Raw genomic sequence first — 25,975 nt, forward strand, 5'->3', positions numbered from 1 at the left:
TCCGGCTACCGGCCGGGCAGCTCCGGGGCGGTGGTCTCGAATCGGCGCAGGGATCTGTTCGTCAGCGCGAGCACGACGATGCCGACGACGCAGAGCACGCCGCCGGAGAAGGCCGCGAACGCCGCCGATGTCGCGTCGGCGACCAGGCCGCCCCGGAAGTTGCCCAGGTCGGGGCCGGAGACGCCGACGATGTGGTCCACGGCGCTGACCCTGCCTCGGTGTGAGTCCGGCGTCGCCAGCTGCACGATCGCCCCGCGCGTGATCACCGAGGTGGTGTCGGCCGCGCCGGCCGCGGCAAGGCAGGTCAGCGCCAGCCACAGCGGCTGTGCCAGGCCGAATCCGGCCAGTGCCAGGCCCCACGCTCCGGCCGCGGCCAGCATGACCGCGCCCGGTCGGCGGGCGCGGGTCACCATGCCGGAGGCGGCGCCCGCCGCGAGTCCGCCGACGGCGACCGCGGAGAAGAACAGCCCCAGGGTTTCCGGGTGCCCGCCGAAGCGCTCGGAGTTGATCAGCGGGAACAGCGCCATCGGCATGGCCGTCACGGTCGCGAGGACGTCGCTGAGCAACGCGCCGTGCAGCAGGGGTTTGCCGGTGATGAACCGGCAGCCTTCCCAGATCGCTCGCGCCCCGGGGCGGGCGGTCTCCCCCTGCGGCCGCATGGCGGGGAGCCGCTGCACGCCGTAGAGCGCGGCGGCGAAGGTCAGCGCGTCGAGCAGGTAGCAGGCGCCCACGCCCCACTGGCCCACCACCACGCCCGCGATGGCAGGGCCGATCAGCATGGCCGCCTGGAAGGCGAGGTTGGTCAAGGCGATGCCCGCGCCGACCTGGTCGGCGGGCAGCAGGCGCACCACGAATGTCTTGCGGGCGGGCGCGCCCAGCCCACTGCCTGCTGTCTGCAGCGCCGTGAGCGCGAGCAGCCCCCACATCGAGGCGGCGCCGGAGGCGGCGTGCACGGCGAGCAGTCCGGCGGCCAGCAGCTGCACGACGGTGGTGATCAGCACCAGGCGCCGGCGGTCGACGGCGTCGGCCAACGCGCCGCCGAGCACTCCGAAGAAGACCATCGCGATGGACTGGACGAGGCCGATCGCGCCCACCGCGAGGGCGCTGCCGGTGAGCTCCCACATCTGGAAGAGCACCGCGACCACCGTCAGCTGCCCGCCCAGGGCGGAGAGGACGCTTCCCGCCCACAGGCGGCGGAAGGCGGCGCTGGTGCGCAGCGGCCGGGTGTCGAGCAGCCGGTCCGCCAGGCTCACGAGGACTGTTCCGGCGACCGCCGGAGGTGGTGGGCGATCCGGTCGTGGAACGAGCGCCGCGCCAGGGCCTCCTCCAGGTCCCGGACCACTTCGCTGAGCGGGTGCGGCAGTTCGCCTTCCAGCTCTCGGACGGCCTGTTCGGTGGCCCGCCACTCGGCTTCCAGCAGCGGGAGGAGCGCGTGGGCGCGTTTGGTCAGCGTCACCTGGCGGGTTCGCGCGTCGGTGCCCGCGACGCTGCGCACCAGTCCTTCGCGGCGCATGGCGCTCACGGTCTGGCTCATCGCCGAGTGGGTCACGTCCAGGGCGCCGGCGAGTTCGCGGATGGTCATGGCGCCGCGGTGGCCGAGGCGGATCAGGGGCATGACGAACCGCGGGCGGATGCCGTCCAGGCCCCGCTGCCGGTACAGGCGGCCGATCTCGTCGTCCATGTCGGCCAGCAGGCGGCGCAGCGGCTGCCAGACGCTTTCTTCCTCGGTCGGATCGGGACCGTCGATCATCACCGGCCGACTGTAACAGCGCTTATGTAAGTGCTGTTGCTCTTTCTGGGGCAAGATCCCCGGCCTCGTGTACCCGAGCGCTTTCGCCGCGGCGCTGAGAGCGGGCCGCCCCAGCCGGAAGAGGCGGCCCGCTCAGCGTCAGGCGAGGGCTTCGCGGTGTTTGGCGGCCAGGGTGACGTAGTGCTCGGCGGAGAGCTTGAGGCCGGCCTGCTCTTCTTCGGTGAGTTCGCGGCGGACCTTGCCCGGGGTGCCGGCGACCATCGAGCCCGGCGGGATCACGGTGCCTTCCAGGACCACGGCGCCGGCCGCGATCAGCGATCCGGCCCCGATGCGGGCGCCGTTGAGGACCACCGCGCCCATGCCGATCAGGCAGTCGTCTTCCACTGTGCAGCCGTGCAGGACCGCCTTGTGGCCGACGGTGACGCCGGTGCCGATCTCGGCCGGGAAGCCGGGGTCGGCGTGCACGACGCAGCCGTCCTGGATGTTGCTGCGGGTGCCGACGCTGATGTTCTCCTGGTCGCCGCGCAGCACGGCGTTGTACCAGACGCTCGCGCCGGCGGCCAGGCGCACGCGGCCGATGAGCGCGGCGCCGGGCGCGACGAACACGTCGGCGTCGAGCTGCGGGGCGATCCCGTCGATGGTCAGCGTGTGCGAGGGGCCTGAACTCACTGTTCCTCCTGTTTCTCCCGCTGCCGCCGCAGCCACTGCAGCGCCACGTCGGTGTGTCCGTCCACTTTGGTCTCGATGCCGTCGAGGAAGGTGCGGTCGCCGTGCTCGGCGAGTTCGGTGAGCACCGCCTCGGGGTCGCCGGCCTCGATGATCGACAGCAGGCGCCGGTGGCGGGCCACGTCCTCGGCGAGGCTTTCGCGGCCCTGGCGGGCTTTCCGGTTCAGCGCCATGGACAGCATCACTTGCAGCTGCAGCGACCGGTAGGCGTCTTCGAGGCGCTGGTGCCCGGACAGGCCGACGACCGACAGGTGGAACTCGAAGGAGCATTCCATGAAGGCCGATTCGTCGCCGGTGACCGCGGCGTCGTCCATCCGCTGCAGGGCCTGCCGGCAGCGGCGCAGCCGGGCGGATTCGGTGACCGGCACGCCCAGGCGCACCGCGAGGCGCTCGAATTCGGCGCGCAGGGTGCAGATCTCGTAGATGTCGTGCAGCGTCAGCGGGGTCACGATCACGCCTTTGCGCGGCACCTGCCGCACCAGGCCTTCGCGTTCGAGCACCCGCAGCGCTTCCCGCAGCGGCGGCCGGCTGATGCCCAGCTCGTGGGTCAGCCGGTTCTCCACGACGCGCTGCCCGCACAGCAGGTCGCCGCCGATGATCATGCGGCGCAGCGTCGCGGCGGCCAGCTCCACCAGGCTCGGTGGGCCGACGATGCTCGGGGCCCGGCGGGTCGCGGGGCTGTCTTCAACGGATCCGGTCACGTCCAGCAGTCTTCCCTTCCCGGGCCCGGTTCCGGCGCGCTTTCGCGACGGTGCCGTGGCGCTGGTCCGCTCGGGGCAACCTCGTGGGACAAAGCTTGTCAGCTCCGATCTGCCTGCTGTAGACAAAAGTCAGGTGATGCCGATCACGGTATCCGGTTTCCGCCCGGATTTCTTGGAGCCGCGCATGACTTCTCCCCCGGACTCCCGATCCCAGGCCCCGCTGCACGGGGTGCGCGTGGTGGAGATCGGCGCGTTCATGGCCGCGCCGTTCGCGACGATGCAACTGGCCGACCTCGGTGCCGACGTCATCAAGGTGGAAAACCCCGCCGGCGGCGACCCGGTGCGCCAGACCGGGCCGTTCCTCGACGGCCACAGCTCCCCGTTCGTACGGCTCAACCGCAACAAGCGGTCGGTGGCGCTGGATCTGAAGACCGACGAAGGGCGGCGGCTGCTGTGGTCACTGCTGGACACCGCGGACGTGCTGGTGGAGAACCTGCGGCCGGGCGCGCTGTCCGCGCTGGGCTTCGGCTACGACGCCGTGCACGCCCGCAGTCCGCGGCTGGTGTACGTGTCGGCGTCGGGGTGGGGGCAGGACGGGCCGCTCGCAGCTCAGCCCGGGCTGGACATCATGGCGCAGGCCCGCGCGGGCCTGATGAGCATCACCGGCCCGCCCGGCGGGGAGCCGGCCAAGGTTGGGGTGCCGATGTGCGACCTGGTGTGCGGGTTGTACTCGGCGATGGCCGCGATGGCCGCGCTGCGGGCCCGCGAGCACACCGGCGAGGGCCAGCACGTGGACGTGTCGCTGTACGAGGCGGGGGTGTCGTTCGCGGTGTGGGAGGCCGGGAACTACTTCGCCACCGGCGAGGTCGGCCGCGCGCACGGTTCGGCGCACCAGAACAGCGCGCCCTACCAGGCGGTGCGCAGCAAGGACGGGTGGGTGACCGTCGGGGCCACGACGACGAAGACCTGGCCGGCGTTCTGCCATGCCCTCGGGCTCGCCGAACTGCTCGACGACGACCGCTACACCAGTTCCTACGACCGCTACCACCACCGCGACAGCCTCATCGCGGCCATCGAGGTGGCCACGGCGTCGCGTACGACTGCGGAGATCGTGGACGTGCTGGTGGCCGCGGGGGTGCCGTGCGCGCCGATCGCGACCATGGACCAGGTGTTCACCGACGATCACCTCGGGCAGCGCGGATTCTTCTGGGACGCGCCGCATCCGGAGCTCGGCGAGGTGCGGCAGATCGGTTCGCCGATGCGGATGTCGGCGACCCCGGCGCGTCGCGGCGCGGCCGGGCCGGTGCTGGGCGCGCACACCGCGGAGGTCCTGGCCGAGGCCGGTGCCGGTACCGAGGAGCTGGAACGGTTGCGCGAGTCCGGGGTCATCGCCACCGGCGAGTAAATCCCCTACTTCTTCCCTTTTTTTCGCGACGCAGCTCAAGGAGGAGCAGCGATGCGCGTGTTGTTGCGGAGTCGCGGCGTGGTGGCCGCGTTGTGCGCGGCGGTGCTGCTGGGTGGGTGCGCCACCGGCAGCGCCGGGCAGGAAGGTTCCGGTGGGCCGCGGCCGGTGGGGAACGTGACGATGGTGGTGCCCTTCGCCGCCGGTGGCGGCAGCGACATCGCGGGGCGCGCGATGGCCGACGGACTCGCGGGCGTGGAGCCGGGGCTGCGGGTCAACGTCGACAACCGGGAGGGCGGACAGGGCGCGGTCGGCTACTCCTACTTCCTGGCCAAGGCAGGTTCGCCGGACTACCTGCTGGCCACCGAGACGTCGCTGCTGTCGCTGCCGTTGAGCGTCGACGTGGCGTTCTCCTACCGCAGCTTCACGCCGATCATGAAGATCGGCGACGACTACACGCTGCTGGTGGCGCTGCCGGGGTCGCCGATCACCAGTTGCGCGGACGCGGTGGCGCAGAGCCGCGGGCGGCGGGTGCTGGCCGGGATTTCCGGTGCGGTAGGCCCGGATGCGGTGGTGTTCTCGCAGATGGAGCGCGTGGCCGGCGCCGATTTCGACACCGTGCCCTACGAGGGCGGCGGGGAGACGCTGGCGGCGGTGCTCGGCGGGCAGGTGGAGCTGGCGTCGCTGAATCCCAGCGAGGTCGTCGGCCAGCTGCGGGCCGGGCAGCTCAAGGCGCTGTGCGTGTTCGCCGACCAGCGCTACACCTATCCGGAGCTGGCGGGGATCCCGACGTCGGTGGAGCAGGGCGTGCCGGTGTCCATCGCGCAGTTCCGCGGCATGATCGCGCCAGGCGGGCTCAACCCGCAGGCCGCCGAGTACTGGATCGGGGTGGCACGCCGCTTCGCCGGCTCCCCCGCCTACACCGAGTACGTCGAGTCGGAGTTCCTGCAGCCGCGGTTGGCTTTCGGCGAGGAGTTCACCACGTACTTGCGGGACAACGAGGAGCTGCTGGCGCAGGTGGTGCGGCGATGAGCGGGCAGCGGTCGCCGCAGGTGGCGCTCTTCGGTGGGCTTGCTTTGGTGGGCACGGGTTTCGCGGTCAGCGCGGTCGGTTACGGGGTGATGCTGCCGGAGTCGCGGATCGGGCCGGGGTTCCTGCCGCTGGTGGCTGGAGGTCTGCTGGCGGTGTTCTCGGTGCTGCTGCTGGTCGAGCAGCTGCGCCGGCCGGCCCCGGCCGCCCCGGAGGGCGGCACCGATGATTTCGGGCGAACGCCCGCGCAGCGGATGTGGATCTTGCGGCGGGTGTTCGCGCTGTTGCCCGCGGCGCTGCTGGTGGTGCCGCTGCTGGGCATGGTCACCGCGTTCGGGCTGCTGGTGCTGGTGATCTCCACCTGGCTGGAGCGGCGCAAGGTGCTGCCCTCGCTGGCGCTCTCAGCGGTGTCGGCGGCGGCGATGCACGTGATCTTCGCGGTGGTGCTGCGGGTACCGCTGCCCACCGGGGTGTTCGGGTTCTGAGAAACCGGAGTCGAGGCGGGAGGCCCAGCATGCTCGACACGGATTCGCCGGTTTTGAAGCGGCGTCAGCCGCTTAGCCCACCCTCGCAACTCGCACCGCCGCGGGTTCTCAGATGTCGTCTGGCGAGGACAGCCCCGATGCCGCGTATTGGTAACACCTGTTTTCACCGGAGGCACAAGTGATCGACAACTTGTTGCTGGGTTTATCCACTGCTTTCACGCCGACGAACTTGTTGTGGTGCTTCGTCGGCGTGGTGTTGGGGACCGTGATCGGGTTGCTGCCCGGGCTGGGTTCCAGCACGGGGGTGGCGATCCTGATCCCGCTGACGCTGACCGTGGAGCCGGTCACCGCGCTGATCATGCTGGCCGGGATCTACTACGGCTCGCAGTACGGCGGCACGATCACCTCGGTGCTGCTGTCCACGCCGGGCGAGGCGGCCAGCGTGGTGACCACTTTGGACGGCTATCAGATGGCGCGGCAGGGCCGCGCGGGCGCGGCGCTGGCGATCGCGGCGATCGGGTCGTTCGCCGCGGCGATCCTGTCGCTGGTGCTGCTGGCCGCGCTCGCGCCGCCGTTCGCGCAGTTCGCGTTGCGGTTCGGGCCGCCGGAGAACCTGGCGGTGATGGTGCTGGCGCTGGTGACGATGGTGGTGCTGTCGACCGGTTCGAAGCTGCGGGCCGCGGCGATGGCCTGCGCCGGGGTGTTGCTGGCGTGCGTGGGCATCGACGCGGGCACCGGCGAGGCCCGCTACACCTTCGGCAGCATCGAGCTGCTCTCGGGCATCCCCTACATCGAGGTCGTCATCGGGTTGTTCGCCGTCGGCGAGGTGCTGTACCAGATCCGGGTGGGGGCGGCGACGCCGATCCGCGCGCGCTTCCGGGATCTGATGATCCGCCGCCGCGACATCCGGGATTCGGCCGGCGCGATCGGCCGGGGCAGCGCGATCGGGTTCCTGCTGGGCACGCTGCCGGGCGCGGGGTCGACGCTGGCGTCGTTCCTGGCCTACGGTCTGGAGAAGCGGGTTTCCCGGAACTCCGCGCAGTTCGGGCACGGCGCGATCCAGGGCGTCGCGGCACCGGAGAGCGCCAACAACGCCGCGGCCAACGCCAACTTCATCCCGACGCTGACGCTGGGCATTCCCGGTGGTGCGACCACGGCGGTGCTGCTGGGTGCGCTGACGGTCTACGGGGTGCAGCCGGGGCCGCTGCTGTTCGAGGAGCAGCCGGAGCTGGTGTGGGGTCTGCTGGTGTCGTTCTTCATCGGCAACGTGATCCTGCTGGTGCTCAACCTGCCGTTGGCGCCGGTGTTCGCGCAGCTGCTGCGCATCCCCTACGCCTACCTGTACCCGTTGATCCTTTTCACCAGCTTCGTCGGGGCCTACGCCATCGACAACAACGTCTTCAGCGTGTGGCTGGTGCTGATCTTCGGGGTCATCGGCTACGGCATGAAGCGCTTCGAGTTGCCGATGGCACCGCTGGTGGTCGGGGTGGTCATCGGGGCGTTGTTCGAGAAGGCGCTGGTGCAGTCCTCGGCGCTGCTGGACGGGAATCTGTGGCTGGTGCTGACCAAGCCGATCGCGGTGGTGATCCTGGCACTGGCGGTGGTGCTGCTGGCCGGCCCGGCGCTCGGCCGCCGCGCCCGGGTGTTCCTCCGGCGCGCCGCGCCGGAGCAGTCCGAAGAGGAGTCGCATGTCTGACGAGTTGCTGGTGGCCCGCGAGGGGGCCGTGCTGCAGGTGACGTTCAACCGGCCGCGGCAGCGCAACGCGATGAGCTGGGAGATGTACGACGGGCTGGTCGCCGCGTGCGAGGCCGCCGACGCTGACGACGGTATCCGGGTGCTGGTCCTGCGCGGCGCCGGGGACGAGGCGTTCGTGGCCGGCACCGACATCGCGCAGTTCACCGGGTTCACCTCCGGCGAGGACGGGGTGGCCTACGAGCAGCGGATGGAGGCGGTGCTGGAGCGGTTGGAGACCACCAGGGTGCCCACGGTCGCCGCGATCTCCGGGTTCTGCGTGGGTGCGGGCATCGCGTTGGCGGCGGCGTGCGACATCCGGGTGTCGACGACGACGGGCCGGTTCGGGGTGCCGGTGGCGCGGACGCTGGGCAACTGCCTGTCGATGAACACCTATTCGCTGCTGGTGTTCCACCTGGGGCCGGCGCGGGCGAAGGACATGTTGTTGCGGGCGCGAATGTTCAGCGCCGACGAGGCGCATGCGGCGGGGTTCGTCGCGCGGCTGTGCGAGGTCGGTGAACTGGAGGAGACCGTGGCGGGTGTGGCCGCGCGGTTGGCGCAGCACGCGCCGTTGACGATGTGGGCGGGCAAGGAGGCGGTGCGCCGGTTGCGGTTGGCGAACCTGCCCGACGGCGACGACCTGGTGCGCACCGTGTTCGGCAGCGAGGACTTCCGCAACGGGGTGCGCGCTTTCCTGGACAAGACGCCGCATCGCTGGACCGGCCGCTGAGGGTCGCGGGCGGCGCCCGGGGGTATCCGGGGGTTGTCCGAGATCGAGCGAGGGGGGTGGATCATGACCACCATCGTGCGGGCCCATGATGTGGCGCGAACCGAGCATGCGCACGCGGCGGAGGTGCTACGGCCAGAGGTCGCGGCGATGCGGGCGGTGCTGGGCGAGTTGTCGGCCGAGGAGTGGCTGATGGCCACCGACTGCCCTCGTTGGACCGTGCGCGACGTCGTCGCCCACGTGCTCGGCAACGCCGAGGCCGCGCTCGCCCCGGATCTCATGGTGCTGCGGGCGCGGGAAGGCGCACTGCGGTATCCGCGGCTGTACCGGCTGGATGCGCTGAACGAGATGGCGGTGGACGCGTGGCGGGACCGGCAGGCCGGTGAGCTGGCGGCCGAGTTCGCGCCGTTGTGGCGGCAGGTGATCCGGGCACTGCCGGGCATGACCGAGGCGGTGCGCGGGCAGACCTTCGACACGGGTTATCCGGGGACGCTGCCGGTGGCGATGGGGTACGTGGTGGACGTGGTGCTGGCCCGCGACATGTGGATGCACCGCGTCGACATCTGCCGGGCGACCGGGCGGGCGTTCGCCACGCACGAGCACGACCGCGGCGTGGTCGAGCAAGTGCTGCGGGATCTCGACGATGCGTGGACCGGGCCGCCGCTGGTGCTGGAGCTCACCGGTGCGGTCTCCGGTGGCTGGCAGATCGGGGCGGATGCGCCCGTGGCGACCGTGCGCGGCGATGCCGTGGGTGTGCTGCGCATGTTCTCGGGCCGCGTCGAGCCGCAGCCGGATCTGGTCGTGGAGCACGGTGACAGCGCGGTGCTGGGCGCGCTTCGCGACGCGCGGGTGCCGTTCTGAGGCTAGTAGGTGCCGGCCAGTGGTGCGCCGATCTGGACGTCGAGGTACGTCACGTGGTCGGCCCCGTCGACGGGGCCTCGGCGCGCGTCGACGATCACGATGGTCCCGGCCACGATCCCGGCGAAGCTGGTTCCGGAGCGGCGGCAGTCCTCGATGCGGTCGGTGACCGCGCGGCGGACCCCCTCGGTCAGGAACGTCAGCCCACGCGGGAATTCCTGGCTGAGCAGATGCCGTTGCCGACCGCCCTCGATCCAGCTGCCGATGCCGAACTGGGCCGAGACGATCTGGTCGCCGCGCAGCGAGACCCGGAAGTAGCCGTTGGACTGGACGCGGTTGCAGGACTGCTGCGGCGGGTAGTAGCAGTCGTATCCGCCGGCCCGCAGGTCGTCGACGGCGGAGCTCATCGTCGTCGCATAGTGCTCGGCGCCGGAGGGCCAGCGCCGGACCGAGGTGTCCCGAGCGGTGACGACCAGCCCGTCCACGGCGGACAGGACGTAGTCGGCGTGCCCGTCCCGCCACGCCGTCCGCCGGACCTCGCCGTCCTGGCGCTGCGTGCGGTCGCGCTCGAAGTCGTCGGCCTCCTGCCGGATCCGGTCACCGGCGCCGGGCCAGATCGCGGACAGCGCCGGTGCCGCGGCGGCCGTGACCGGATCGTCGCCGTCGGGGGCCGTGTCGGGCAGTTGGAACCACGCCCACGCGAGCCGGTCATCGCGGTCGAGGAGGAACTGCGCCACCTGCGAGACGACCGCGTCGGTGGTGTCGCGGTCGTCTCGGTGACCGATCCGGCACCACAGGGCGCGCCCGTCCGCGTTGGCCCGGACCTGCGCGCAGAACCAGCCGGCGTCGATCAACGGGCCGGTGACCGCTGCGGCGGTGCCGCCGGGCGAGATCGGTTCGGCCTGCGAGGTCTCCCCCGCCGCGTCGTGTTCGTACACCCCGGCCGGTGGTAACTCGGGCGGGTCGGCCGATGCGGTGCAGCCGGTCAACGCGACCGCGCTCAGAGCGAGGCCCAGCCAGGGCGCGGCGAGGGTGCGTGATCGGCGCATGAGCTCATCAAAGCAGGCGACCGAGGTGAGTTGCGGGGATGGTCGTGCTGCTGCGTGCAGCGGCTAGAGTCGTGTCGTGCTTTGACGTAGTCGCGGCCCGCCCCGGACTCCTTCGTCCACGTGATCACAGATGACGAAGGGGTGTTTCGACGATGTCTCCTGCTGTGGTGGTTCCGGCCGCGCTCGCGGCGACCCATCGCACCAGCTCCCGCGGATCCAGTTGGATCGACGGGCTTCCCGCGCTGGCCGAGCAGCGGCTGGCGGCGTGGCGCCTGCGCCCGGATGGCGCCGCCCGGCACGGCATGGTGGCTCTGGTGCTGCCGGTCGTGCGCGCCGATGGCAGCCCCGCGGTGCTGAAGTTGCAGCCGGTCACCGAGGACACCGCCGGGGAGCCGGTGGGGCTGCGGGTGTGGGGCGGGCGAGGTGCGGTGCGGCTGCTGGAGCACGATCCGGATTCGGGCAGCATGCTGCTGGAACGGCTCACGGCCACCTCGTTGTCCAGTGTGGACGATGACGTGGCGGCGACGCGGATCCTGGCCGGGCTGCTGGCGCGGTTGAGCGCCGTGCCCGCGCCGCCCGGCGTTCGGCGGTTGTCGGACATCGCGGCCGCGATGCTCACCGACGTGCCCGAGGCGTGCGCGCAGCTGTCCGATCCGGCGCAACGGCGGCTGCTGGAGCACTGCGCGGGCGTGGTCGAGGAGTTGCGCGGCGAGGCGGGCGACCGACTGCTGCACTGGGACCTGCATTACGACAATGTTCTTGCGGCGCAACGGGAACCGTGGCTGGCCATCGACCCGCAGCCGCTGGCCGGTGACCCGTGTTTCGAACTGATGCCGGCGCTGCACAACCGGTGGGACGACGTGGTGGCCACCGGCGATGTGGCCGCGGCGGTGCGACGCCGCTTCGAGGCGATGATCGAGGTGGTGGGCCTGGATCGGCAGCGCGCGGCGGGCTGGACGCTGGGGCGGGTGCTGCAGAACTGCCTGTGGGACATCGAGGACGGCGAAACCGAGCTGAACGACGTGCAGGTCGCCGTGGCGGAGGCGCTGATCGGCTGTGGACCGTGACCAGGGCAGAGTGCTCGACCGCTGTTGATTCCTGGTCCTGGAGTCGGCTGGCGAGCTGGCCGTTGTGGGAGTGGTGCTGCCCGAGCTTCGCGGCGGGCAGCACCACGGGGCCATGTTCGTCAGCCGGGTCCGTTCATGACTCCGAATTCCAGTGCCGTCCGCCCGTCCGCGACCGGAACCGAGTCGCGGAGGACGAGTCCGCAGTCGGCAGCCAGCTCGGCCAGCTCGTCGACCGTGCGTTCCCGGCCGCCGAAGCACATCAGCATGAACAGGTCGATCGCGGTGCCGACGCCCTGCCGCAGCACCGGCTCGATGACCACCACGGTGCCGCTGGGTGCGGCAGCGCGGCGGCATCCGGCCAGGATCGTGCGGGCCTGCTCGTCGTCCCAGTCGTGCAGGATGTCGGACAGCAGGTAGGCGTCGGCCCCCACGGGCAGCGGATCGAAGAAACTGCCGGAAACGGCGCCGGCCCGACCGTCGAGTCCAGCGGCCGCGAATCTGTCGTTGGCAACGGTAGCCGTCGGAGGCAGGTCCAGGACACGCCCGCGAAGGCCGGGATGGGCGTGCAGGATCGCGGCGAGCACGGTCCCATCACCTCCGCCCACATCGAGGATCTCGGAGAAGCGGCTCCAGTTGAAGCGCTCGGCGATCTGCGGTGCCTGCGCTTGGAACCGCCAGTTCATCTGGGCGTCGAACGAGCGCCGCAATTCGGGCCGGCTGTCGAGGTCCGCCCAGAAATCGCGCCCGTACCGGTGCGGGTAGGCGGGCGTACCGGTGGTGATCGTCCCGAGCAGTTCGACGAAGGCGAGTTCGGCGCGGCCGCCGGCGCTGTTGATGTCGAGCAGGGGCTTGATCCCGTCCGGAGCGTCCTCGCTCAGCTGGATGCCGAGGTCCGTGGGCCGGTAGCGGCTGGACTGCGGATCGAGTTCGAAGACGCCGATCGTGACCAGGTGATCGAGCAAGCGTCGCAGTGCAGGCGCCGAGGTCCCGGTCTCGGAGGCGAGTTGCTCGGCCGTCGCTCCCGCGCTCCCCGCGTGCTCCACCAGGCTGAGCGTCGCGGCCACCCGGATGGACATAGGGGTGGCCAGATCGGCCATGCCGCGAATCGACGGTGCTGCCGTTGGTAGGTCCATGGCCCGAACCTATCCATGTCGACGGGCTGTGCTGACCCATTCGACCCACCGCCGCATCTTCCAGCGACGGCGGCCACCGGGTGCCTTCTCCAGCGACCGATCAAGCCCCGACCATCCGGACAGGCCGAGATGCCGCCCTGGTTCACCCGGCGGTTCGGCCATTGTGGACGATGAGCGGAGGGACGGCACCGCACGGCGGGCTCGGGCTCGACGTCAGCGTCCCCCGTCGACCGTCGCCTGACGGCTTCCCATTCGAATAGTGTTGCGCATCACATCCGACCCATGTCACGTCCAGGCCGCCTGCCCCCATCTGGTGGGCATCAGCAAGCGAGTCGAGGAGGACGCGACGATGAGCGCACGACAGGAGACCGGCACGGCGACCACGCACCGCGTGGTGATCTTGGGGGCGGGATACGCGGGCATGGCCGCGGCTATCCAGCTCGCGGCCCGAACCAAGCGGCGCGAACCAAGCGGCGCGAAGAGGTGCAGGTAACCGTGGTGAACGCGCAGGAGCGGTTCACCGAGCGCTTGCGGCTGCACATGACGGCGTCCGGCCAGCGGCTCGCCGAGCTGAGCATCCCGGAGCTGCTGAACGGCACGGGCACGCGGTTCGTGCAGGGCTGGGTGACGGCGGTGGACGCGGCTGCGAAGACCGTGCGGATCGACGACGACCAGGTGCTGCACTACGACACGTTGGTGTACGCCTTGGGCAGCGTGGCCGACACGTCGGCGGTGCCGGGGGGCGAGGACCACGCGTACACCCTCAGCAGCGCCCAGGACGCCGAGTTGCTGGCCGACCGGCTGGGGCGGCTCGGTAGCGGCACGGTGGTGGTCGGCGGCAGCGGGCTGACCGGCATCGAGTCGGCCGCGGAGATCGCCGAGCGGCACCCGGAGCTGAACGTCGTGCTGCTGGGCCGGGCCGAGCCAGGTGCCGCCATGAACTCCAAAGCCAAGGCGTACCTGCACGCCGCGCTCGACCGGCTGGGCGTCCAGGTGCGCTCCAGGGTCGAGGTGGTGAAAGTGCTGCCCGACACCGTCGAACTGGCAGGCGGGGAGAGCATCGCCGCCGACGCGGTCCTGTGGACGAGCGGTACGCGGGTGTCGCCGCTGGCGGCCGCCGCTGGGCTGGCCGTCGACGAGCGCGGACGCATCGTCACCGACGCCGCGCTGCGGTCGGTGGACCCATCCCGAGGTGTACGCGATCGGCGACGCGGCCGCGATCCGCCAGGGCTACGGCGTCATGCACGGCACCTGCCAGGGCGGCATGCCGACCGGGGTGCACGCCGCGCTGTCGATTGACCGTGTGCTCAACGGCAAGCAGCCCAAGCTGTTCCGCTTCGGCTACTACCACACGCCGGTCAGCCTGGGACGAAACGATGCCGTGGTGCAGTTCACCCGCCCCGATGACAGCCCACGCCGGATCTGCCTGACCGGCCGCATGGCCGTCCGGTACAAGGAGACGGTGACCGCCTCACCATGGCCGACCTACGGCCGCATGAAGAAGATGCCCGTCTCGGGCGTGTTCTGGCCCCGTGGGGGCCGTTTCACCCGTGTCCGGGAGGCCCGGTGACCGACCTGTCCGCCCACCTCGACCAGCAGGTGTTCCGCGAGCACCGCAACCTGCTGTTCTCCGTGGCCTACCGCGTCCTCGGCTCGGCGGCCGACGCCGAGGACGCGGTCCAGGACGCCTGGATCAAGTGGTCCGCCACCGACCGCTCACAAGTGGCCGACCCCAAGGCTTACCTGGCCCGGATCGTGTCGAACCTGGCGCTGGAGCGGCTGCGCTCGACCCGGCACAAGCGGGAGACCTACGTGGGGCCGTGGCTGCCGGAACCGATCCTGACCGGCGGTGACGCCTCCGAGAGCGTCGCCGACGCCGAGTCGGTGTCGATGGCCATGCTGGTGGTGCTGGAGACGCTCAGCCCGCTCGAACGCGCGGTGTTCGTGCTCAAGGAGGTCTTCGACTTCAGCCACGCCGAGATCGCCGAGGTGGTGGAGCGCTCCGAAGCCGCCGTGCGCCAGTGCGCGCACCGGGCCCGGGAGCACGTGCACGCCCGGCGGCCGCGCTTCGCCGCGGACCGCTCGCAGCAGCGCAACGTCACCGAACGGTTCTTGGCCGCGGCCACCGGCGGCGATGTCAACGCCCTGATGAAGTTGATCTCGCCGGAAGTGACGCTGTGGACCGACGGCGGCGGCAAGGTCCGCCAGGCGCTGCGCCCGGTCGTGGGCGCGGAAACGGTGGCCGGGTGGTTCGCGGCCATCGGCACCGTCACCTACCAGGGCATCGAACCCGCCGACATGAAGGCCGAACTCGTCGAGATCAACGGCGGGCCGGGCATCCTGTTCAGCGGACCGGACCGGTTGATCGCCACCGTCACCTTCGACTTCGGCGCCGACGGCCGCATCGCCGCGATCCACAACGTGGCCAACCCGGACAAGCTCCAGGCCATCGCCGGCGGCACCGCTTACGACATCGGGACGCAGTGAGCGCCAGGTCCGACCGTGACACGAGGCCGCTGTGCGCCGGGCCACGCCCTGTTTTCAGGTCCGCTGCCGGGCGAGTTCGGCCAGTGCGGTGACTGTCTTCCAGTTGCGGGCGGTGAGGCCGACCCCGAGCCGCTTCTCCAGGTAGGCGGCGGTGAGCTTGCTCCGGCCCGCCCCGGCCGGGTAGTGCAGGTAAAGCTCGCGGCCGGCCAGGTGGAGTTCTTCGGGCGCCCCGTCGGGCACGGCCAGCTGCGCGGCCTGGCCGGGGTCGGGTTCGGCGGTCAGGAACGCGACGTGCAGCTTGGCGTGGTCGTGCTGACCGTCCTGGAAGGGGTGGTGCGCGGCGATGCCGGTGATCTCGGTGCCGGTGCGCACCAGGACCGGGGTGTCCACGCCGAGTTCGCCGGCCAGCCGCCGCCGCAGGTCCGCCGACAGCGCCTCGGGGTCGGTGCGATCGGAGGTGAAGACGACGTTGCCGCTCTGCAGGTACGTCGCGACGTCACCATGCCCGGCCGCGGCGACCAGGTCGCGGAGGTCGGCCATGGCGACGCGGCCGCGGCTGCCGAGGTTCACGGCGCGCAGCAGTGCGATGTAGGTGTGCACGGCGGGAATCCTGCCATCCTCCGGCGGGGTCGGACGGCTTGCTCCTAAGATGATCACCCATGGTCGTCCCTTTCTCAGCCCCGCTTCCGGTCGTCACGATCGGGGACATCGTGTGCACCCGGACAGAGGTCATGACGCCCTCAGGAACGGCCCCGGTGGGCGAGGTGGCGTGGACGTTCACCGACATGAGCCGCACGACCCGCACAATCCCGGCGTGGGCGATCGTGCTGTGCGTGCTGTTCATCTTCTTCTGCTTGCTAGGGCTGTTGTTCTTGCTGGCGAAGGAGGAACGCACCGAGGGCTGGGTGCAGGTCGGGGTGCAGGGGCCGCGGCTGCTGCACTTCACGCAGATCGCAGTGACCTCGCCAATGGCAGTCGCCGACCTCAACGCGCGGGTGAACACGGCGCGGGCGGTGTCGTTCCAGGCCGGACAGCAGACCCCCTGATCGCGAAAACTATTCACGTACACCCCGAACCGGCCGAACACTTCACCAAGGCCTGGCAGCATGTCGCACAACACTTCGCCACCGACCGCCGCGTCCTCGGAACGACGGCTGACACCGCTGAGGCGCGTCACCCACGCGCCTCAGCAACCGCCTCCGCCGCCGAAGCCCGGCACACGAACCGCTCGCGCAGCCGCGTGATCGTCAACAACCGCAGCACCGCACCATGACCAGGAACCACGAACAACCTGGTCCGCCGGTGCTCGGCACGACGCTGCGCGTGCAACAACAACTCGATCGCCGCACTGCTGGCGAACGACACCTCCGAAACATCCACCACGATGGCCTGCAACGCCGCGGCCGTCAGCCGCTGCCGGATCAACTCCGTCAGCCTGGGCACCGTGGACAGATCGATCTCACCACCGATGCGCACCACCACCACGCCCGGCACGGGCCACTCCACGGCCAGCCTTAATGCGGACGTGCACATCGAATGCCCGACGACCGGATCGTCGGACGCGCGCGGCGCAACGATCTCGTGGCCCACGCTCACCCACGCGGCCGATGACATCCCGGATCTGGAGACGATCACGCTACCTCCCCTGGTTGCGTATCGACGGTTCGGTTGGCCACGGGACCGCGAACTCGCCGCTGCGCTCAACGCAAGGGGTACTCCGTGGCGGCTGCTCAACCGCACCCCCCACCGTAGGAGCCGCCGCCCGACCCGAACAAGGCTCGCCACGTTCGTGTGAAATTCGCTCCCGATCAGATGGCCACAAAGCTGCAACGAGCCAAAATACCGACCAGCCGGGCGACACACCGCCCCACCGCCGACCACCACCCAGTCGCACAGAGTCACCACGACCCGGCGTTCCGACACCCGCAACACGCTAAGCTCACGACCATGCCGGCCAGCCCAGCCCAACGCATCGTCGTCTACGGCGTCACGGGATCCGGCAAATCAACCGCCGCGAGCCGCATCAGCCGAGCCACCGGCCTGCCCTGGCACTCCGTCGACGACCTCACCTGGGAACCCGACTGGATCCAGATCCCCACACACGAACAACGCGACAAGATCCACGACATCTGCACCCAGCAGCAATGGATCCTCGACTCCGCCTACGGCCAGTGGCTCGACATCCCACTCGCCCGCGCCGACCTCATCGTCGCCCTCGACTACCCCCGCTGGCTGTCCCTGAGCCGACTGCTCCGACGCAGCATCGCCCGCGTCATCAACAGGACCACCGTCTGCAACGGAAACCGCGAAACCATCCGCACCCTCCTCGCACACGACTCCATCCTGCTCTGGCACTTCCGGTCCTTCCACACCAAACGCACCCGAATCCGGCAATGGGCCGCCAACCCCCACGGCCCCACCGTCCACCGATTCCGCCGCCCCAAGGACCTCACCACCTGGATCGCCACGCTGCACCGCTGACGCGCTCACCCGAACACGCTGTGCCTCCGAACCGGCTGCGAACCCTCCACCTCAGCACGCTCCACCGGCGCCGCATGCCGACCACCCGACACCGGCTCCCACACCGACGTCACCGACAACGCCAACTCCCCACCAACGACATCCACCGACACCTGATCACCCGCCGACACCGTGCCCGCCAACACCATCGACGCCAGCCGGTTGTCCAACTCCCGCGCGATCACCCGCCGCAACGGCCGCGCCCCGAACTCCGGCTGATACCCCCGCTCCACCAACCAATCCAGGCCCGCATCACCCACCACCAACCGGACGCCCTTCGCCTCCAACTGCGCGCCCGTGCGCTCCAGCAACAACGACGCGATCCGCCGCAACTGCTCCGCCCCCAACGGCCGGAACACCACCACGTCATCGATCCGGTTGATGAACTCCGGACGGAAGAACGCCCGCAACTCCTCCAACACCACCAACGCCGACTCCCCGGCATCGGCCCCCGCATCCAGCACCCGATCCGCCCCGATGTTCGAGGTCATGATCACCACCACGTTGCGGAAATCCACCAAGCGACCCTGCGAATCGGTCAACCGCCCCGCATCCAGCACCTGCAGCAACGTGTTGAACACATCCGGATGCGCCTTCTCCACCTCATCCAGCAACACCACCGAATACGGCTGCCGCCGCACCCGATCCGTCAACTGCCCCGCCTCGCCATAACCCACGTACCCCGGCGGCGCACCGACCAGCCGCGACACCGTGTGCTTCTCCTGGAACTCCCCCATGTCCAACCGCAACAACCGCTGCGCATCACCGAACAACGCATGCGCCAACGCCCGCGCCAACTCCGTCTTGCCCACACCCGTCGGCCCCAGGAACAAGAAACTCCCGATCGGCCGATCCGGATCCGCCAACCCGGCCCGAGCCCGCCGCACGGCCTCGGCCACCGACGCCACCGCCGCATCCTGACCGACCACCCGCGACCGCAACTGCTGCTCCAACTCCAGCAACCGCTGCACGTCCTGCGCACTCACATCCGCCACCGGAATCCCGGTCCGCGACGCCACCACGTCCGCCACGTCATCCGCGACCACCGTCGGCTCGAACACCGCCGACTCCCGCACCTCACCACCGCGCCGCAACCGCACCCGCGAACACGCCTGGTCCAGCAGATCCACCGCCTTATCCGGCAAGAACCGATCCGCGATGTAGCGCTGCGACAACTCCGCCGCCGCCGACAACGCACCATCATCGATGCGCACCCGGTGATGCCGCTGGTATTTCTCCCGCAACCCCTCCAGCACCACCACCGTCTCGGCCACCGACGGCTCCCCCACCATGATCGGCGCGAACCGGCGCTCCAACGCCGGATCCTTCTCCACGTGCCGCCGGTACTCCTCCACGGTCGTCGCCCCGATCAACCGCACCTCACCGCGCGCCAACGCCGGCTTGAGCATCGTCCCCGCGTCCATCGAACCCTCGCCCGCGCCGGCCCCTACGATGCTGTGCACTTCGTCGATGAACACCAGCACGTCCTCCCGATGTGCCCGGATCTCCGCCAGCACATCCCGGAACCGCTGCTCGAACTCACCCCGGTACTTCGCCCCGGCCACCATCCCGGCCAGGTCCAGCGACACCACCCGCATGTCCGCCAACGACCACGGCACCGCGCCCTCGACGATCCGCCGCGCCAAACCTTCCACGATCGCGGTCTTGCCCACCCCCGGATCCCCCATGAACACCGGGTTGTTCTTCGACCGCCGCCCCAGCACCTCGATCGCCTGCTCGATCTCGGCATCCCGGCCCACCACCGGATCCAGCTTCCCGGCCCGTGCCAGCTCCGTCAGATCCAGCCCGAACTCGTCCAGCCGCGGCGTCACGCTCAACACCGACCGAGCCGCACCCCGATCACCCAACTCGATCGCCCGCGCCAACGCCCTCCCGGCCACGGAATCCGCATCCGCGGCCAACCCCAACACCAGGTGCCGCGCCCCCACCACGTCGACACCCTCGCCCAACGCCTGCTGATAAGCCCCCAACAACGCCCGCCGAGCCGCCGACGACAGCACCGGCCGGCCCGCCGCCCCCGAATCCTGCGCCTCCACCGCCGACCGCACCGCGGCCGCCAACTCCTCCACCCTTACCCCGGAGGACACCAGCAACTCCGCCGTCGCCGGCACCTGCGTCACCGCCCACAGAAGATGCGCACCGTCCAGCTCCCGGCTGCCCCAGTCCACAGTGGCCCGAACCGCCTTCGACACCACCTCGTGCGCCTGCGCATCCAGCAACGTGCCCAACGCCAGACCGCGCTCCGACGCAGAAGCATCCGCCGACGTCCCCGAGAACACCTCGCTGAACAGCGAATCAAAGGCGGCAGAGGAATCACCGACACTGCCGCGAACCAAAGGGGCCACCTCCACACGCACACGCAGGCCCCGCCTGCAACCGAACTCCAGCAGCAGACCAGCACGCAGCACCCGCAAGGCAGGACCGGCGCCCGACCGCCGACCCGCCAACGCGCCCACCAACGGCGCCGCGCTGATCCCCACGACCACGCCACCGAGCCCGCTCCGCGGAGCGCAGTTCGATCATCGCGATCGTGATGTTGGCACCAACATACTGAGAGGCCCGCAACAGCCGTGCAGCACCACTGCGCTCGCCGCGGCGCCGCACCGACAGTGTTCGCCCGCGCGCCCCGCGTCAGCTCGCGCGCTTCTGCGCCTTCTCGATCGCGTCGGCCAACCGGGTCAGCTCCTTGCCGATGTGCGACAGGCGCTCCGACATCACGCTGGCGTGCCCGGACAGCGGACCGACGTGCCCGGCCGCCCGCAGCCACTCGGTCACCCCGCCACACCCGACGGCCATGCCCTCGACCGTCAACGAGAACCCGCGCATGACCTGCTCGATCTCCTCGACGCTGTGCGGCACAGCGGGGTCGCGCAGCCGATCGCCTAGCGCGGCGGCGGCCTCGCCGACCTGCCACGCCACCTCGGCCGAATAGCCCGACTCGCCGGAATCGGCACTCCGTCTCGTCCCCGACCGCCGAGGTGGCGTGTGCCTACCCGCCTGCGTCGGCGTGCTGTCGGAATGTCCAGCGGCAGTCATAACGAACCAATCAACCCGAGACGGACACCTAGCTCCACCCCGACGCGCCAGAAGCCCCCCGACCGGTGGCGCAAGTCCACCCGTTTCCCGGTTCTCCGCAGCGCAGGAGTAAGTGCCGCGAGGCTATCGCGTCGTGGCCTCGGTTGGTGCAGGTTGGTCAGGAGGATTGATTTTGATCAACACTGAAATCATGAGAAATATCAAACTCAATGTTGTGGCAAGGTGGATACCCGTGCCGGAAAAGCGATTTCCTCCCCGGCGGGAGACTGGGACCATCGGGTGGTGGAGATCGACTACCGGTGGCGGGCCGAGGCCTCCGACGACGAACTCGTGTCCCTGACCCTCTCCCACGGCGGCACTGCCGAGCCCGGCTGGTGGGAAAGGGTGCGCGCGCACAGCCTGGGCTGGGTGACCGCGCGACTGCCCGGCGGCGCGCTGATCGGCTTCGTCAACATTGCGTGGGACGGCGGCGACCACGCCTTCCTGCTCGACACCAAGGTCCGCCCCGACCATCAGCACCGCGGCGTCGGAACGGAACTCGTGCGGCGCGCGGCACAGTCTGCGCGGCGCGCGGGCTGCACCTGGTTGCACGTCGACTTCGAGCCGCACCTGCGCGGCTTCTACTTCGACGCCTGCGGCTTCCGCCCCACCGACGCGGGCCTGATCCTCCTGGCAGATCGCTGACGCGCCGCTGGCGCCGCTCGTCTCCGCCACCAACATCGCCGCGTTCTGCCTCGGTGCCGCCGCCGGAGCGTGGCTGGGCGGGCTCGCCAGCGGCCCCGGCTACGCCTCCCCCAACTGGTTCGGAGCCGCACTGACCGGAGGCCCGCGCCGCACCGGCAGGCATCCCGCAGCCACGAACCGCACCCCGGCCCACCACTGACCACAAAGGACACCGCCGGACGCGGCACCGTCGACCACTACACCGACCACTCTGCGATTCGGGCAAACTACAACGAAGTCGTCGCACGGGAGACACCAACGCATGTACACACCACCACCGCCAGCCGGCGCGGAGCGGACCGACGGATCGTCCGTCCAGATCGGCACTCTCGTCCCGCTGACCCGGCCCGGCTGGGTCGAGGCGGGCCGACACCTGCTCGCCGGACTCGAACTGGCCGCTCGCGAAGTCAACGACGCCGGCGGGATCGCCGGAAGGCCACTCGAGCTGGTGGTCCGAGACACCGCGGCCGATCCGCAGAAGGCCGCAGCGGCCGTAGATGAACTGGCCGGCCTGGGCGTGGCCGCCCTGACCGGGGAGTACCACAGCGTCGTCGCTCGCGCCGCTGCCACCAGAGCCGACGCCCTTGGCGTGCCGTTCCTCTGCTCGTCAGCGGTGCTCGACGTGCTCACCGAACAGCCAACGGAATGGGTCGCGCGCATCGCTCCGGCGCAGTCCGTTGGCTGGCAGATCTACGCGGACTTCCTCCTCAACGCGGGCCACAGTCGAATCGCCGTAGCAGCCGAGCCGAGTGTCTACTGGGCATCTGGGGCCCGCGTTCTGCGGGACCACCTCGCTCCACTCGGTGGCACCGTCGTCGAACTCGACATGCGCGCGCTCGCTCCCACGGCCGTGTGCGACGAACTCGTCGACAATCGCGCGACAGCCCTCCTCCTTCTGGTCGGCAACCCGGAGCCGGCGGTGTCGATCGTCAAGTCCGTCCGCAGCGACCAGCGTCTCGCCGGGGTCATGATCGGTGCTCCGGCAGGGCAACCGGAGTTCGCCGAATGGGCGGCGTTGCTGGGCGACGACGGCGCCGCGATCCCGTTCTTGCGCTACCTGCCCGAGCGCCTCAGCCCGCTCGGTGCACGGGTCGAGGCGGCCCTCCGGGAGCGGCTGGGTGAAGCGCCCTCCTTCGTCGCCTTCGAGGGCTACGACACGGTCGCCGTCCTCGCCGATGCCCTGCGTTCTCACGGCCCCGACCGGGCTCGCATCGCGGAATCCTGGCCACACGTTGCAGTCGACGGCACCCGCGGGCAGATCCGGTTCTCCCGCACGCCAGGCATCAGCGTGTGGCAATGGGCCTGGGCACCGATCCAGGTCGTTGATCGAGATCTGGGGGGACCCGATCGCCTTCGGATCCTTCACACCGGCTGAGCCAGCAGGCACATCCGTCCGAACTCGAGGACGTCCACTCACCAGTCGGACCACAGTGGACTGTGAGTAGCCCCGGTCAGGCACGGGCGGTCGCGGGAACGCCGAACCACCTCTCGGCCGCCGCCTGGAGCGCGTCCAGCTCGGCGGCATCCGGGCTGGACGATGCCGATGCCCACGCCACGTAGCAGTCCGGCCGGAGGAGCAGGGCGGTGGCACCGATATCGGCCCCGACGATCCGCCCGCGGACCACGTCCACCTGGTCGGTGCGCCCGGCGAGCGCACCCGGCGATCCGTCGTCGGTCAGGTCGATCAGCAGCGGTCGCGCGCTGCGGGTCAGCTCCGCCAACCGCACCGGCCCGGTTTCGGTGTGCAGCTCGAATTCCGGGGCGCACCGGCCGGTGCGCGGATGCGCGCCGGCGGCTCCCATGTCGTAGCGGACGTCGGAGCCCGCGGTGAGGTCCGCGATGCGCTGGATCGTGCCGGGGTCGTCGAGCAGCTCGGTGAACAGCTCGCGCAGCGCGGTGACGTCGCTGCCCGGGGCGATCAGCGCGGACTGCGCCTGGGCGTAGGTGTTCATGCGCCTGGCTGCCTGGCCGCGTTCCGCCTCGTAGCTGTCCAGCAGCCCGGGCGGGGCGTCGCCGCGCAGCTCGGCGGCGAGTTTCCAGCCGAGGTTGATCGCGTCCTGCAGGCCGAGGTTGAGGCCGGGACCGCCGCCCGCGGTGTAGACGTGCGCGGCGTCGCCGAGGAGGAACACCCGTCGGTCCCGGAACCGTTCGGCCACGCGGGTATTGCCGCCGCTGCGGCGTCGCAGCACGTGCGGCCCGGCGCCGGTGGGCGGGCCGAGCGGCACGTCGACGCCCAGGACCCGGCGGGCGCTCTCCCGCAACTCGTCGAGGGTCATCTGCGCCTCGGTCTCCGGCTCGTCCCACTCGATGGTGCTGATCAGCGGGTCCTGCCCCGGCAACGGCGCGTACCCGAAGCCGCCGCGCTCGGTGCGGTGCGGCAGGAACGGCAGGATCGCGCCGATGCCGGGCACGTTCAGCGCGCCGGTCGTGGGGTCCACCCAGTCCGCGGGAACGGTGGCGTTGGCCGTCCGGTTCGTCGTCCGGTCGTAGCTGACGCCGGGGAATCCGATACCGGCGCGCTTGCGGATGCCGCTGTGGGCGCCGTCCGCGCCGACCAGGTGCCGGGCCCGCAGCCGGTACGGCCCGTCCGGGCCCGTGACCTCCACCTCGACCGCGTCGTCGTCCTGCGACAGGTCGGTGACCTCGTGTCCCCGGCGGATGTCGGCTCCGAGCTCGGCGGCCCGCTGCGCCAGGACTTCCACGATGCGGCGCTGCGGCACGGGCAGGTTGTAGACGGGGCTGTCCGCCAGCAGGCCCAGGTTCAGGCTCATCCCGGCGAACATGAAGTAGGCGGAGTTCGGCCGCGGTGGTCGCGGCCCGCCGCTGAGCTGGTCGTGCAGTCCTCGGCGGTCGACCATCTTCACGACCTGGCCGACGAGGCCGTTGGCCTTGGGTTCGTCGCCGGGCTCGGTCAGGCGTTCCAGCACGATCGGCCGCAGCCCGGCCAGGCCCAGCTCGCAGGCCAGCATGAGCCCGTTCGGGCCACCGCCGGCGATGAGGACATCGGCGATCATCGGGGTTTTACTCCGTTCGTTCGAAAAGGAAGAGGGCAGGGCGAATCGCCCGGCCGCGACCGCGCCGGGCGATTCGGTCGGGTTTCAGGGAGTCGGAAGGCCCGCCGCGATCCGGGCGAACGCCTGGCGCAGCAGCGGCAGAGCAGAGCCGTGCGGGTCTTCGCGCAGCCAGTGCGTCACGGCCGTGGCGCTGCCCGCGCCGACCACGGCGGCGACCAGTTGCGGGTACAGGTCGTGCGTCACGTCGGTGCCGGTTCGTTCGGCGATGGCCTTCGCCAGCTCGTCCTGCGCGATCGCGTTCGCCTTGAGGACTTCGCCCTGCACCGCGGGTTCGGCGAGCATGAGCCGCAGGCCGTCGATCCAGCCCTCGTCGCGAGGCTGCCGGTCGTCCGGTGCCGGCGCGAACTGCGCCTGCACCGCGTTGCCGATGGCGTCCCACAACGGTTCGTCGGCCGGTCGCGCGCGCAGCTCCTCGGCGATCCGCAGGGCGCGTTCGAGGTGGCTGGCGGCGATGGCCTCGGCCTTGCCGGCGAAGTAGTTCCGGAAGGTTCGTGGGGAGACGTCGGCGGCCGCGGCGATGTCGTCCACCGTGACGTCCTGCCATCCGCGTTCGACGGTCAGGCGGATCGCCTCCCGGCTCAACGCGAGGCGTGTCTGGCGCTTCTTGCGCTCCCGCAGCCCGATGCGGGCGTCGTCTTCGGCGGTCATGTCGACCACCGTAGCAAATCTTGCCAGATTTGCAATATTGCCATCTTGGCAAGATTTACGGTTGGTCTAGGTCCTGCAGGATCTCGAAGATCTCCTCGTCCGTGGTGGCGTTGAAGTCTCGGTACCACTGCCCCACCGCGGCGAAGCCGACCGGCTGCAGCACGCACACCACCACATCGGCTTCCGCACGCAGCGCGGCGACCGCGTCCGGCGCCCCCACCGGCACGGCCAGCACAACGCTGCGCGGTGCCGACCCGCGCAGCATCCGCACCGCCGCGCGCGCAGTGGCCCCGGTGGCCAGACCGTCGTCGACCAGCACCACGTCACGCCCGGCCAGCGGCAGCGGCTCGCCGCGCTGGAACAGCCGCTCCCGGCGCCGCGCCTCGGCCCGCTCCCGCTCGCAGGCCGCTTGCAGGGTCCGCTCGTCGAGGTGGAACGAGCGCACCAGCTGCTGGTCGTAGCTCGGCGGCCCGTCGGCGGTCACGGCGCCGACGGCCAGTTCCGGCTGGCTCGGCGCGCCGATCTTGCGCGCCACGCAGACCCGCAGCGGCGCCTGCAGCATCCGGGCCACCTCGGCGGCCACCGGCACCCCTCCCCTGGCCAGCCCGAGGACCACGGGATCGACCAGGTCCAGCCCGGTCATCCGCTGGGCCAGGACCCGCCCGGCGTGCCGGCGGTCGGCATAACCGGTGGTGGTTCGTTCCGGGAAACCCATGCGAGGCATCGCTCGCCTCCCGTCCGCCGCGCGTGCGCACGGCAGCACATCGGGAAAACCACTCGCCTCGATGATGCCCGTCCGCCGCCGCC

28 protein-coding genes are annotated in these 25,975 nt (G+C 70.7%); 15 read left to right on the plus strand and 13 right to left on the minus strand.

Features of this window, described 5'->3' with window-relative positions; genetic code table 11:
* Positions 1-5 precede the first annotated feature (5 nt).
* From BLW84_RS20880 to BLW84_RS20895, 4 genes are all read right to left on the minus strand, one after another.
* Complete coding sequence (locus BLW84_RS20880; RefSeq protein ID WP_093267701.1) at positions 6-1,253, minus strand: MFS transporter; 1,248 nt, start codon at positions 1,251-1,253, stop codon at positions 6-8.
* Positions 1,250-1,750 (minus strand): MarR family winged helix-turn-helix transcriptional regulator, encoded by a 501-nt coding sequence (locus BLW84_RS20885; RefSeq protein WP_093267702.1) that lies wholly within the window; start codon positions 1,748-1,750, stop codon positions 1,250-1,252. Before BLW84_RS20885 ends, BLW84_RS20880 begins: the two co-directional genes overlap by 4 nt.
* 138 nt (positions 1,751-1,888) lie before the next feature.
* Positions 1,889-2,419, minus strand: coding sequence for a gamma carbonic anhydrase family protein (locus BLW84_RS20890; protein WP_093267704.1), 531 nt, complete (start codon positions 2,417-2,419; stop codon positions 1,889-1,891).
* The gene (locus BLW84_RS20895) at positions 2,416-3,177 is read right to left on the minus strand and encodes a GntR family transcriptional regulator (RefSeq protein ID WP_093267706.1); all 762 of its coding nucleotides are present in this window, start codon (positions 3,175-3,177) and stop codon (positions 2,416-2,418) included. The genes BLW84_RS20890 and BLW84_RS20895 overlap by 4 nt, the downstream gene beginning before the upstream one ends.
* A gap of 184 nt (positions 3,178-3,361) precedes the next feature.
* Between BLW84_RS20895 and BLW84_RS20900 the strand changes: the two genes are divergently transcribed.
* The 6 genes from BLW84_RS20900 to BLW84_RS20925 all read left to right on the plus strand — a co-directional run bounded on the left by BLW84_RS20900 (position 3,362) and on the right by BLW84_RS20925 (position 9,413).
* Positions 3,362-4,582 carry a CaiB/BaiF CoA transferase family protein gene (locus tag BLW84_RS20900; protein WP_093267856.1) on the plus strand — a complete coding sequence of 407 codons (1,221 nt, stop codon included), beginning with the start codon at positions 3,362-3,364 and terminating at the stop codon, positions 4,580-4,582.
* A gap of 51 nt (positions 4,583-4,633) precedes the next feature.
* Positions 4,634-5,611 carry a tripartite tricarboxylate transporter substrate binding protein gene (locus tag BLW84_RS20905; RefSeq protein WP_093267708.1) on the plus strand — a complete coding sequence of 326 codons (978 nt, stop codon included), beginning with the start codon at positions 4,634-4,636 and terminating at the stop codon, positions 5,609-5,611.
* Complete coding sequence (locus BLW84_RS20910; protein ID WP_093267709.1) at positions 5,608-6,093, plus strand: tripartite tricarboxylate transporter TctB family protein; 486 nt, start codon at positions 5,608-5,610, stop codon at positions 6,091-6,093. Before BLW84_RS20905 ends, BLW84_RS20910 begins: the two co-directional genes overlap by 4 nt.
* A gap of 178 nt (positions 6,094-6,271) precedes the next feature.
* The gene (locus BLW84_RS20915; protein WP_093267711.1) at positions 6,272-7,789 is read left to right on the plus strand and encodes a tripartite tricarboxylate transporter permease; all 1,518 of its coding nucleotides are present in this window, start codon (positions 6,272-6,274) and stop codon (positions 7,787-7,789) included.
* Positions 7,782-8,555 (plus strand): enoyl-CoA hydratase/isomerase family protein, encoded by a 774-nt coding sequence (locus tag BLW84_RS20920; RefSeq protein ID WP_093267713.1) that lies wholly within the window; start codon positions 7,782-7,784, stop codon positions 8,553-8,555. Before BLW84_RS20915 ends, BLW84_RS20920 begins: the two co-directional genes overlap by 8 nt.
* Positions 8,556-8,618: 63 nt before the next feature.
* Positions 8,619-9,413 (plus strand): maleylpyruvate isomerase family mycothiol-dependent enzyme, encoded by a 795-nt coding sequence (locus BLW84_RS20925; protein ID WP_093267715.1) that lies wholly within the window; start codon positions 8,619-8,621, stop codon positions 9,411-9,413.
* A 2-nt stretch (positions 9,414-9,415) separates the two neighbouring features.
* Here the strand turns inward: BLW84_RS20925 and BLW84_RS20930 are convergent, their stop codons facing one another.
* Complete coding sequence (locus BLW84_RS20930) at positions 9,416-10,459, minus strand: hypothetical protein (protein ID WP_093267717.1); 1,044 nt, start codon at positions 10,457-10,459, stop codon at positions 9,416-9,418.
* A 152-nt stretch (positions 10,460-10,611) separates the two neighbouring features.
* Between BLW84_RS20930 and BLW84_RS20935 the strand changes: the two genes are divergently transcribed.
* Complete coding sequence (locus BLW84_RS20935) at positions 10,612-11,526, plus strand: aminoglycoside phosphotransferase family protein (protein WP_093267719.1); 915 nt, start codon at positions 10,612-10,614, stop codon at positions 11,524-11,526.
* A gap of 119 nt (positions 11,527-11,645) precedes the next feature.
* Here the strand turns inward: BLW84_RS20935 and BLW84_RS20940 are convergent, their stop codons facing one another.
* Complete coding sequence (locus BLW84_RS20940) at positions 11,646-12,659, minus strand: methyltransferase (RefSeq protein WP_093267720.1); 1,014 nt, start codon at positions 12,657-12,659, stop codon at positions 11,646-11,648.
* A 349-nt stretch (positions 12,660-13,008) separates the two neighbouring features.
* Here BLW84_RS20940 and BLW84_RS49185 point away from each other — a divergent pair, with 349 nt between their 5' ends.
* From BLW84_RS49185 to BLW84_RS20950, 4 genes are read left to right on the plus strand one after another with little or no spacing between them, the layout of a single operon-like run.
* Complete coding sequence (locus BLW84_RS49185; RefSeq protein ID WP_245761272.1) at positions 13,009-13,152, plus strand: hypothetical protein; 144 nt, start codon at positions 13,009-13,011, stop codon at positions 13,150-13,152.
* A 2-nt stretch (positions 13,153-13,154) separates the two neighbouring features.
* Positions 13,155-13,958 carry an NAD(P)/FAD-dependent oxidoreductase gene (locus tag BLW84_RS20945; protein ID WP_245761273.1) on the plus strand — a complete coding sequence of 268 codons (804 nt, stop codon included), beginning with the start codon at positions 13,155-13,157 and terminating at the stop codon, positions 13,956-13,958.
* Positions 13,936-14,229, plus strand: a complete 294-nt coding sequence (locus BLW84_RS49190) for a hypothetical protein (RefSeq protein WP_245761274.1) — start codon at positions 13,936-13,938, stop codon at positions 14,227-14,229. The genes BLW84_RS20945 and BLW84_RS49190 overlap by 23 nt, the downstream gene beginning before the upstream one ends.
* Positions 14,226-15,146: an RNA polymerase sigma-70 factor gene (locus tag BLW84_RS20950; RefSeq protein ID WP_245761275.1), complete on the plus strand. Its 921-nt coding sequence runs from the start codon at positions 14,226-14,228 to the stop codon at positions 15,144-15,146. Before BLW84_RS49190 ends, BLW84_RS20950 begins: the two co-directional genes overlap by 4 nt.
* A 54-nt stretch (positions 15,147-15,200) precedes the next feature.
* Here the strand turns inward: BLW84_RS20950 and BLW84_RS20955 are convergent, their stop codons facing one another.
* The gene (locus tag BLW84_RS20955) at positions 15,201-15,746 is read right to left on the minus strand and encodes a DUF1697 domain-containing protein (protein WP_093267722.1); all 546 of its coding nucleotides are present in this window, start codon (positions 15,744-15,746) and stop codon (positions 15,201-15,203) included.
* A gap of 155 nt (positions 15,747-15,901) precedes the next feature.
* On the opposite strand from BLW84_RS20955, the gene BLW84_RS20960 reads away from it, so the two are divergent.
* Positions 15,902-16,192, plus strand: a complete 291-nt coding sequence (locus BLW84_RS20960; RefSeq protein WP_245761276.1) for a hypothetical protein — start codon at positions 15,902-15,904, stop codon at positions 16,190-16,192.
* A 127-nt stretch (positions 16,193-16,319) separates the two neighbouring features.
* Here BLW84_RS20960 and BLW84_RS20965 read toward each other — a convergent pair whose 3' ends face one another.
* Positions 16,320-16,781, minus strand: coding sequence for an STAS domain-containing protein (locus BLW84_RS20965; protein ID WP_177226606.1), 462 nt, complete (start codon positions 16,779-16,781; stop codon positions 16,320-16,322).
* A 312-nt stretch (positions 16,782-17,093) separates the two neighbouring features.
* Between BLW84_RS20965 and BLW84_RS20970 the strand changes: the two genes are divergently transcribed.
* On the plus strand, positions 17,094-17,627 hold the full coding sequence (locus BLW84_RS20970; RefSeq protein ID WP_093267725.1) for a P-loop NTPase family protein: 534 nt from the start codon (positions 17,094-17,096) through the stop codon (positions 17,625-17,627).
* Positions 17,628-17,632: 5 nt separating this feature from the next.
* On the opposite strand, the gene BLW84_RS20975 is transcribed toward BLW84_RS20970, so the two are convergent.
* Both BLW84_RS20975 and BLW84_RS20980 read right to left on the minus strand, forming a co-directional pair.
* On the minus strand, positions 17,633-20,023 hold the full coding sequence (locus BLW84_RS20975; protein ID WP_425441730.1) for an ATP-dependent Clp protease ATP-binding subunit: 2,391 nt from the start codon (positions 20,021-20,023) through the stop codon (positions 17,633-17,635).
* 295 nt (positions 20,024-20,318) lie between these two features.
* Positions 20,319-20,606, minus strand: coding sequence for a hypothetical protein (locus tag BLW84_RS20980; protein ID WP_245761277.1), 288 nt, complete (start codon positions 20,604-20,606; stop codon positions 20,319-20,321).
* A 399-nt stretch (positions 20,607-21,005) separates the two neighbouring features.
* Here BLW84_RS20980 and BLW84_RS20985 point away from each other — a divergent pair, with 399 nt between their 5' ends.
* Positions 21,006-21,407: a GNAT family N-acetyltransferase gene (locus tag BLW84_RS20985; RefSeq protein WP_093267860.1), complete on the plus strand. Its 402-nt coding sequence runs from the start codon at positions 21,006-21,008 to the stop codon at positions 21,405-21,407.
* A gap of 301 nt (positions 21,408-21,708) precedes the next feature.
* Entirely contained in the window at positions 21,709-22,821 is a 1,113-nt protein-coding gene (locus BLW84_RS20990; protein WP_093267728.1) for an ABC transporter substrate-binding protein, read from the plus strand.
* 76 nt (positions 22,822-22,897) lie between these two features.
* Here BLW84_RS20990 and BLW84_RS20995 read toward each other — a convergent pair whose 3' ends face one another.
* The 3 genes from BLW84_RS20995 to BLW84_RS21005 all read right to left on the minus strand — a co-directional run bounded on the left by BLW84_RS20995 (position 22,898) and on the right by BLW84_RS21005 (position 25,892).
* Complete coding sequence (locus tag BLW84_RS20995) at positions 22,898-24,460, minus strand: FAD-dependent monooxygenase (RefSeq protein ID WP_093267729.1); 1,563 nt, start codon at positions 24,458-24,460, stop codon at positions 22,898-22,900.
* Positions 24,461-24,544: 84 nt separating this feature from the next.
* A complete protein-coding gene (locus BLW84_RS21000; RefSeq protein WP_093267730.1) occupies positions 24,545-25,168 on the minus strand; it encodes a TetR/AcrR family transcriptional regulator in 624 nt (207 codons plus the stop codon).
* A 55-nt stretch (positions 25,169-25,223) separates the two neighbouring features.
* The gene (locus tag BLW84_RS21005; protein WP_425441731.1) at positions 25,224-25,892 is read right to left on the minus strand and encodes a phosphoribosyltransferase; all 669 of its coding nucleotides are present in this window, start codon (positions 25,890-25,892) and stop codon (positions 25,224-25,226) included.
* Positions 25,893-25,975: the final 83 nt, after the last annotated feature.

Origin of the sequence: Saccharopolyspora shandongensis (genome assembly GCF_900106995.1) — a bacterium.
Taxonomy (GTDB): domain Bacteria; phylum Actinomycetota; class Actinomycetes; order Mycobacteriales; family Pseudonocardiaceae; genus Saccharopolyspora; species Saccharopolyspora shandongensis.

Bases quoted from the DNA above. Each gene is read 5' to 3' on its own strand.
- BLW84_RS49185 (WP_245761272.1), top strand. From the start codon at position 13,009: ATGAGCGCACGACAGGAGACCGGCACGGCGACCACGCACCGCGTGGTG.
- BLW84_RS20925 (WP_093267715.1), top strand. From the start codon at position 8,619: ATGACCACCATCGTGCGGGCCCATGATGTGGCGCGAACCGAGCATGCG.
- BLW84_RS20910 (WP_093267709.1), top strand. From the start codon at position 5,608: ATGAGCGGGCAGCGGTCGCCGCAGGTGGCGCTCTTCGGTGGGCTTGCT.
- BLW84_RS20930 (WP_093267717.1), bottom strand. From the start codon at position 10,459: ATGCGCCGATCACGCACCCTCGCCGCGCCCTGGCTGGGCCTCGCTCTG.
- BLW84_RS20970 (WP_093267725.1), top strand. From the start codon at position 17,094: ATGCCGGCCAGCCCAGCCCAACGCATCGTCGTCTACGGCGTCACGGGA.
- BLW84_RS20920 (WP_093267713.1), top strand. From the start codon at position 7,782: ATGTCTGACGAGTTGCTGGTGGCCCGCGAGGGGGCCGTGCTGCAGGTG.
- BLW84_RS20900 (WP_093267856.1), top strand. From the start codon at position 3,362: ATGACTTCTCCCCCGGACTCCCGATCCCAGGCCCCGCTGCACGGGGTG.
- BLW84_RS21005 (WP_425441731.1), bottom strand. From the start codon at position 25,892: ATGCCTCGCATGGGTTTCCCGGAACGAACCACCACCGGTTATGCCGAC.
- BLW84_RS20995 (WP_093267729.1), bottom strand. From the start codon at position 24,460: ATGATCGCCGATGTCCTCATCGCCGGCGGTGGCCCGAACGGGCTCATG.
- BLW84_RS20935 (WP_093267719.1), top strand. From the start codon at position 10,612: ATGTCTCCTGCTGTGGTGGTTCCGGCCGCGCTCGCGGCGACCCATCGC.
- BLW84_RS20885 (WP_093267702.1), bottom strand. From the start codon at position 1,750: ATGATCGACGGTCCCGATCCGACCGAGGAAGAAAGCGTCTGGCAGCCG.
- BLW84_RS20990 (WP_093267728.1), top strand. From the start codon at position 21,709: ATGTACACACCACCACCGCCAGCCGGCGCGGAGCGGACCGACGGATCG.
- BLW84_RS20940 (WP_093267720.1), bottom strand. From the start codon at position 12,659: ATGGACCTACCAACGGCAGCACCGTCGATTCGCGGCATGGCCGATCTG.
- BLW84_RS20905 (WP_093267708.1), top strand. From the start codon at position 4,634: ATGCGCGTGTTGTTGCGGAGTCGCGGCGTGGTGGCCGCGTTGTGCGCG.
- BLW84_RS21000 (WP_093267730.1), bottom strand. From the start codon at position 25,168: ATGACCGCCGAAGACGACGCCCGCATCGGGCTGCGGGAGCGCAAGAAG.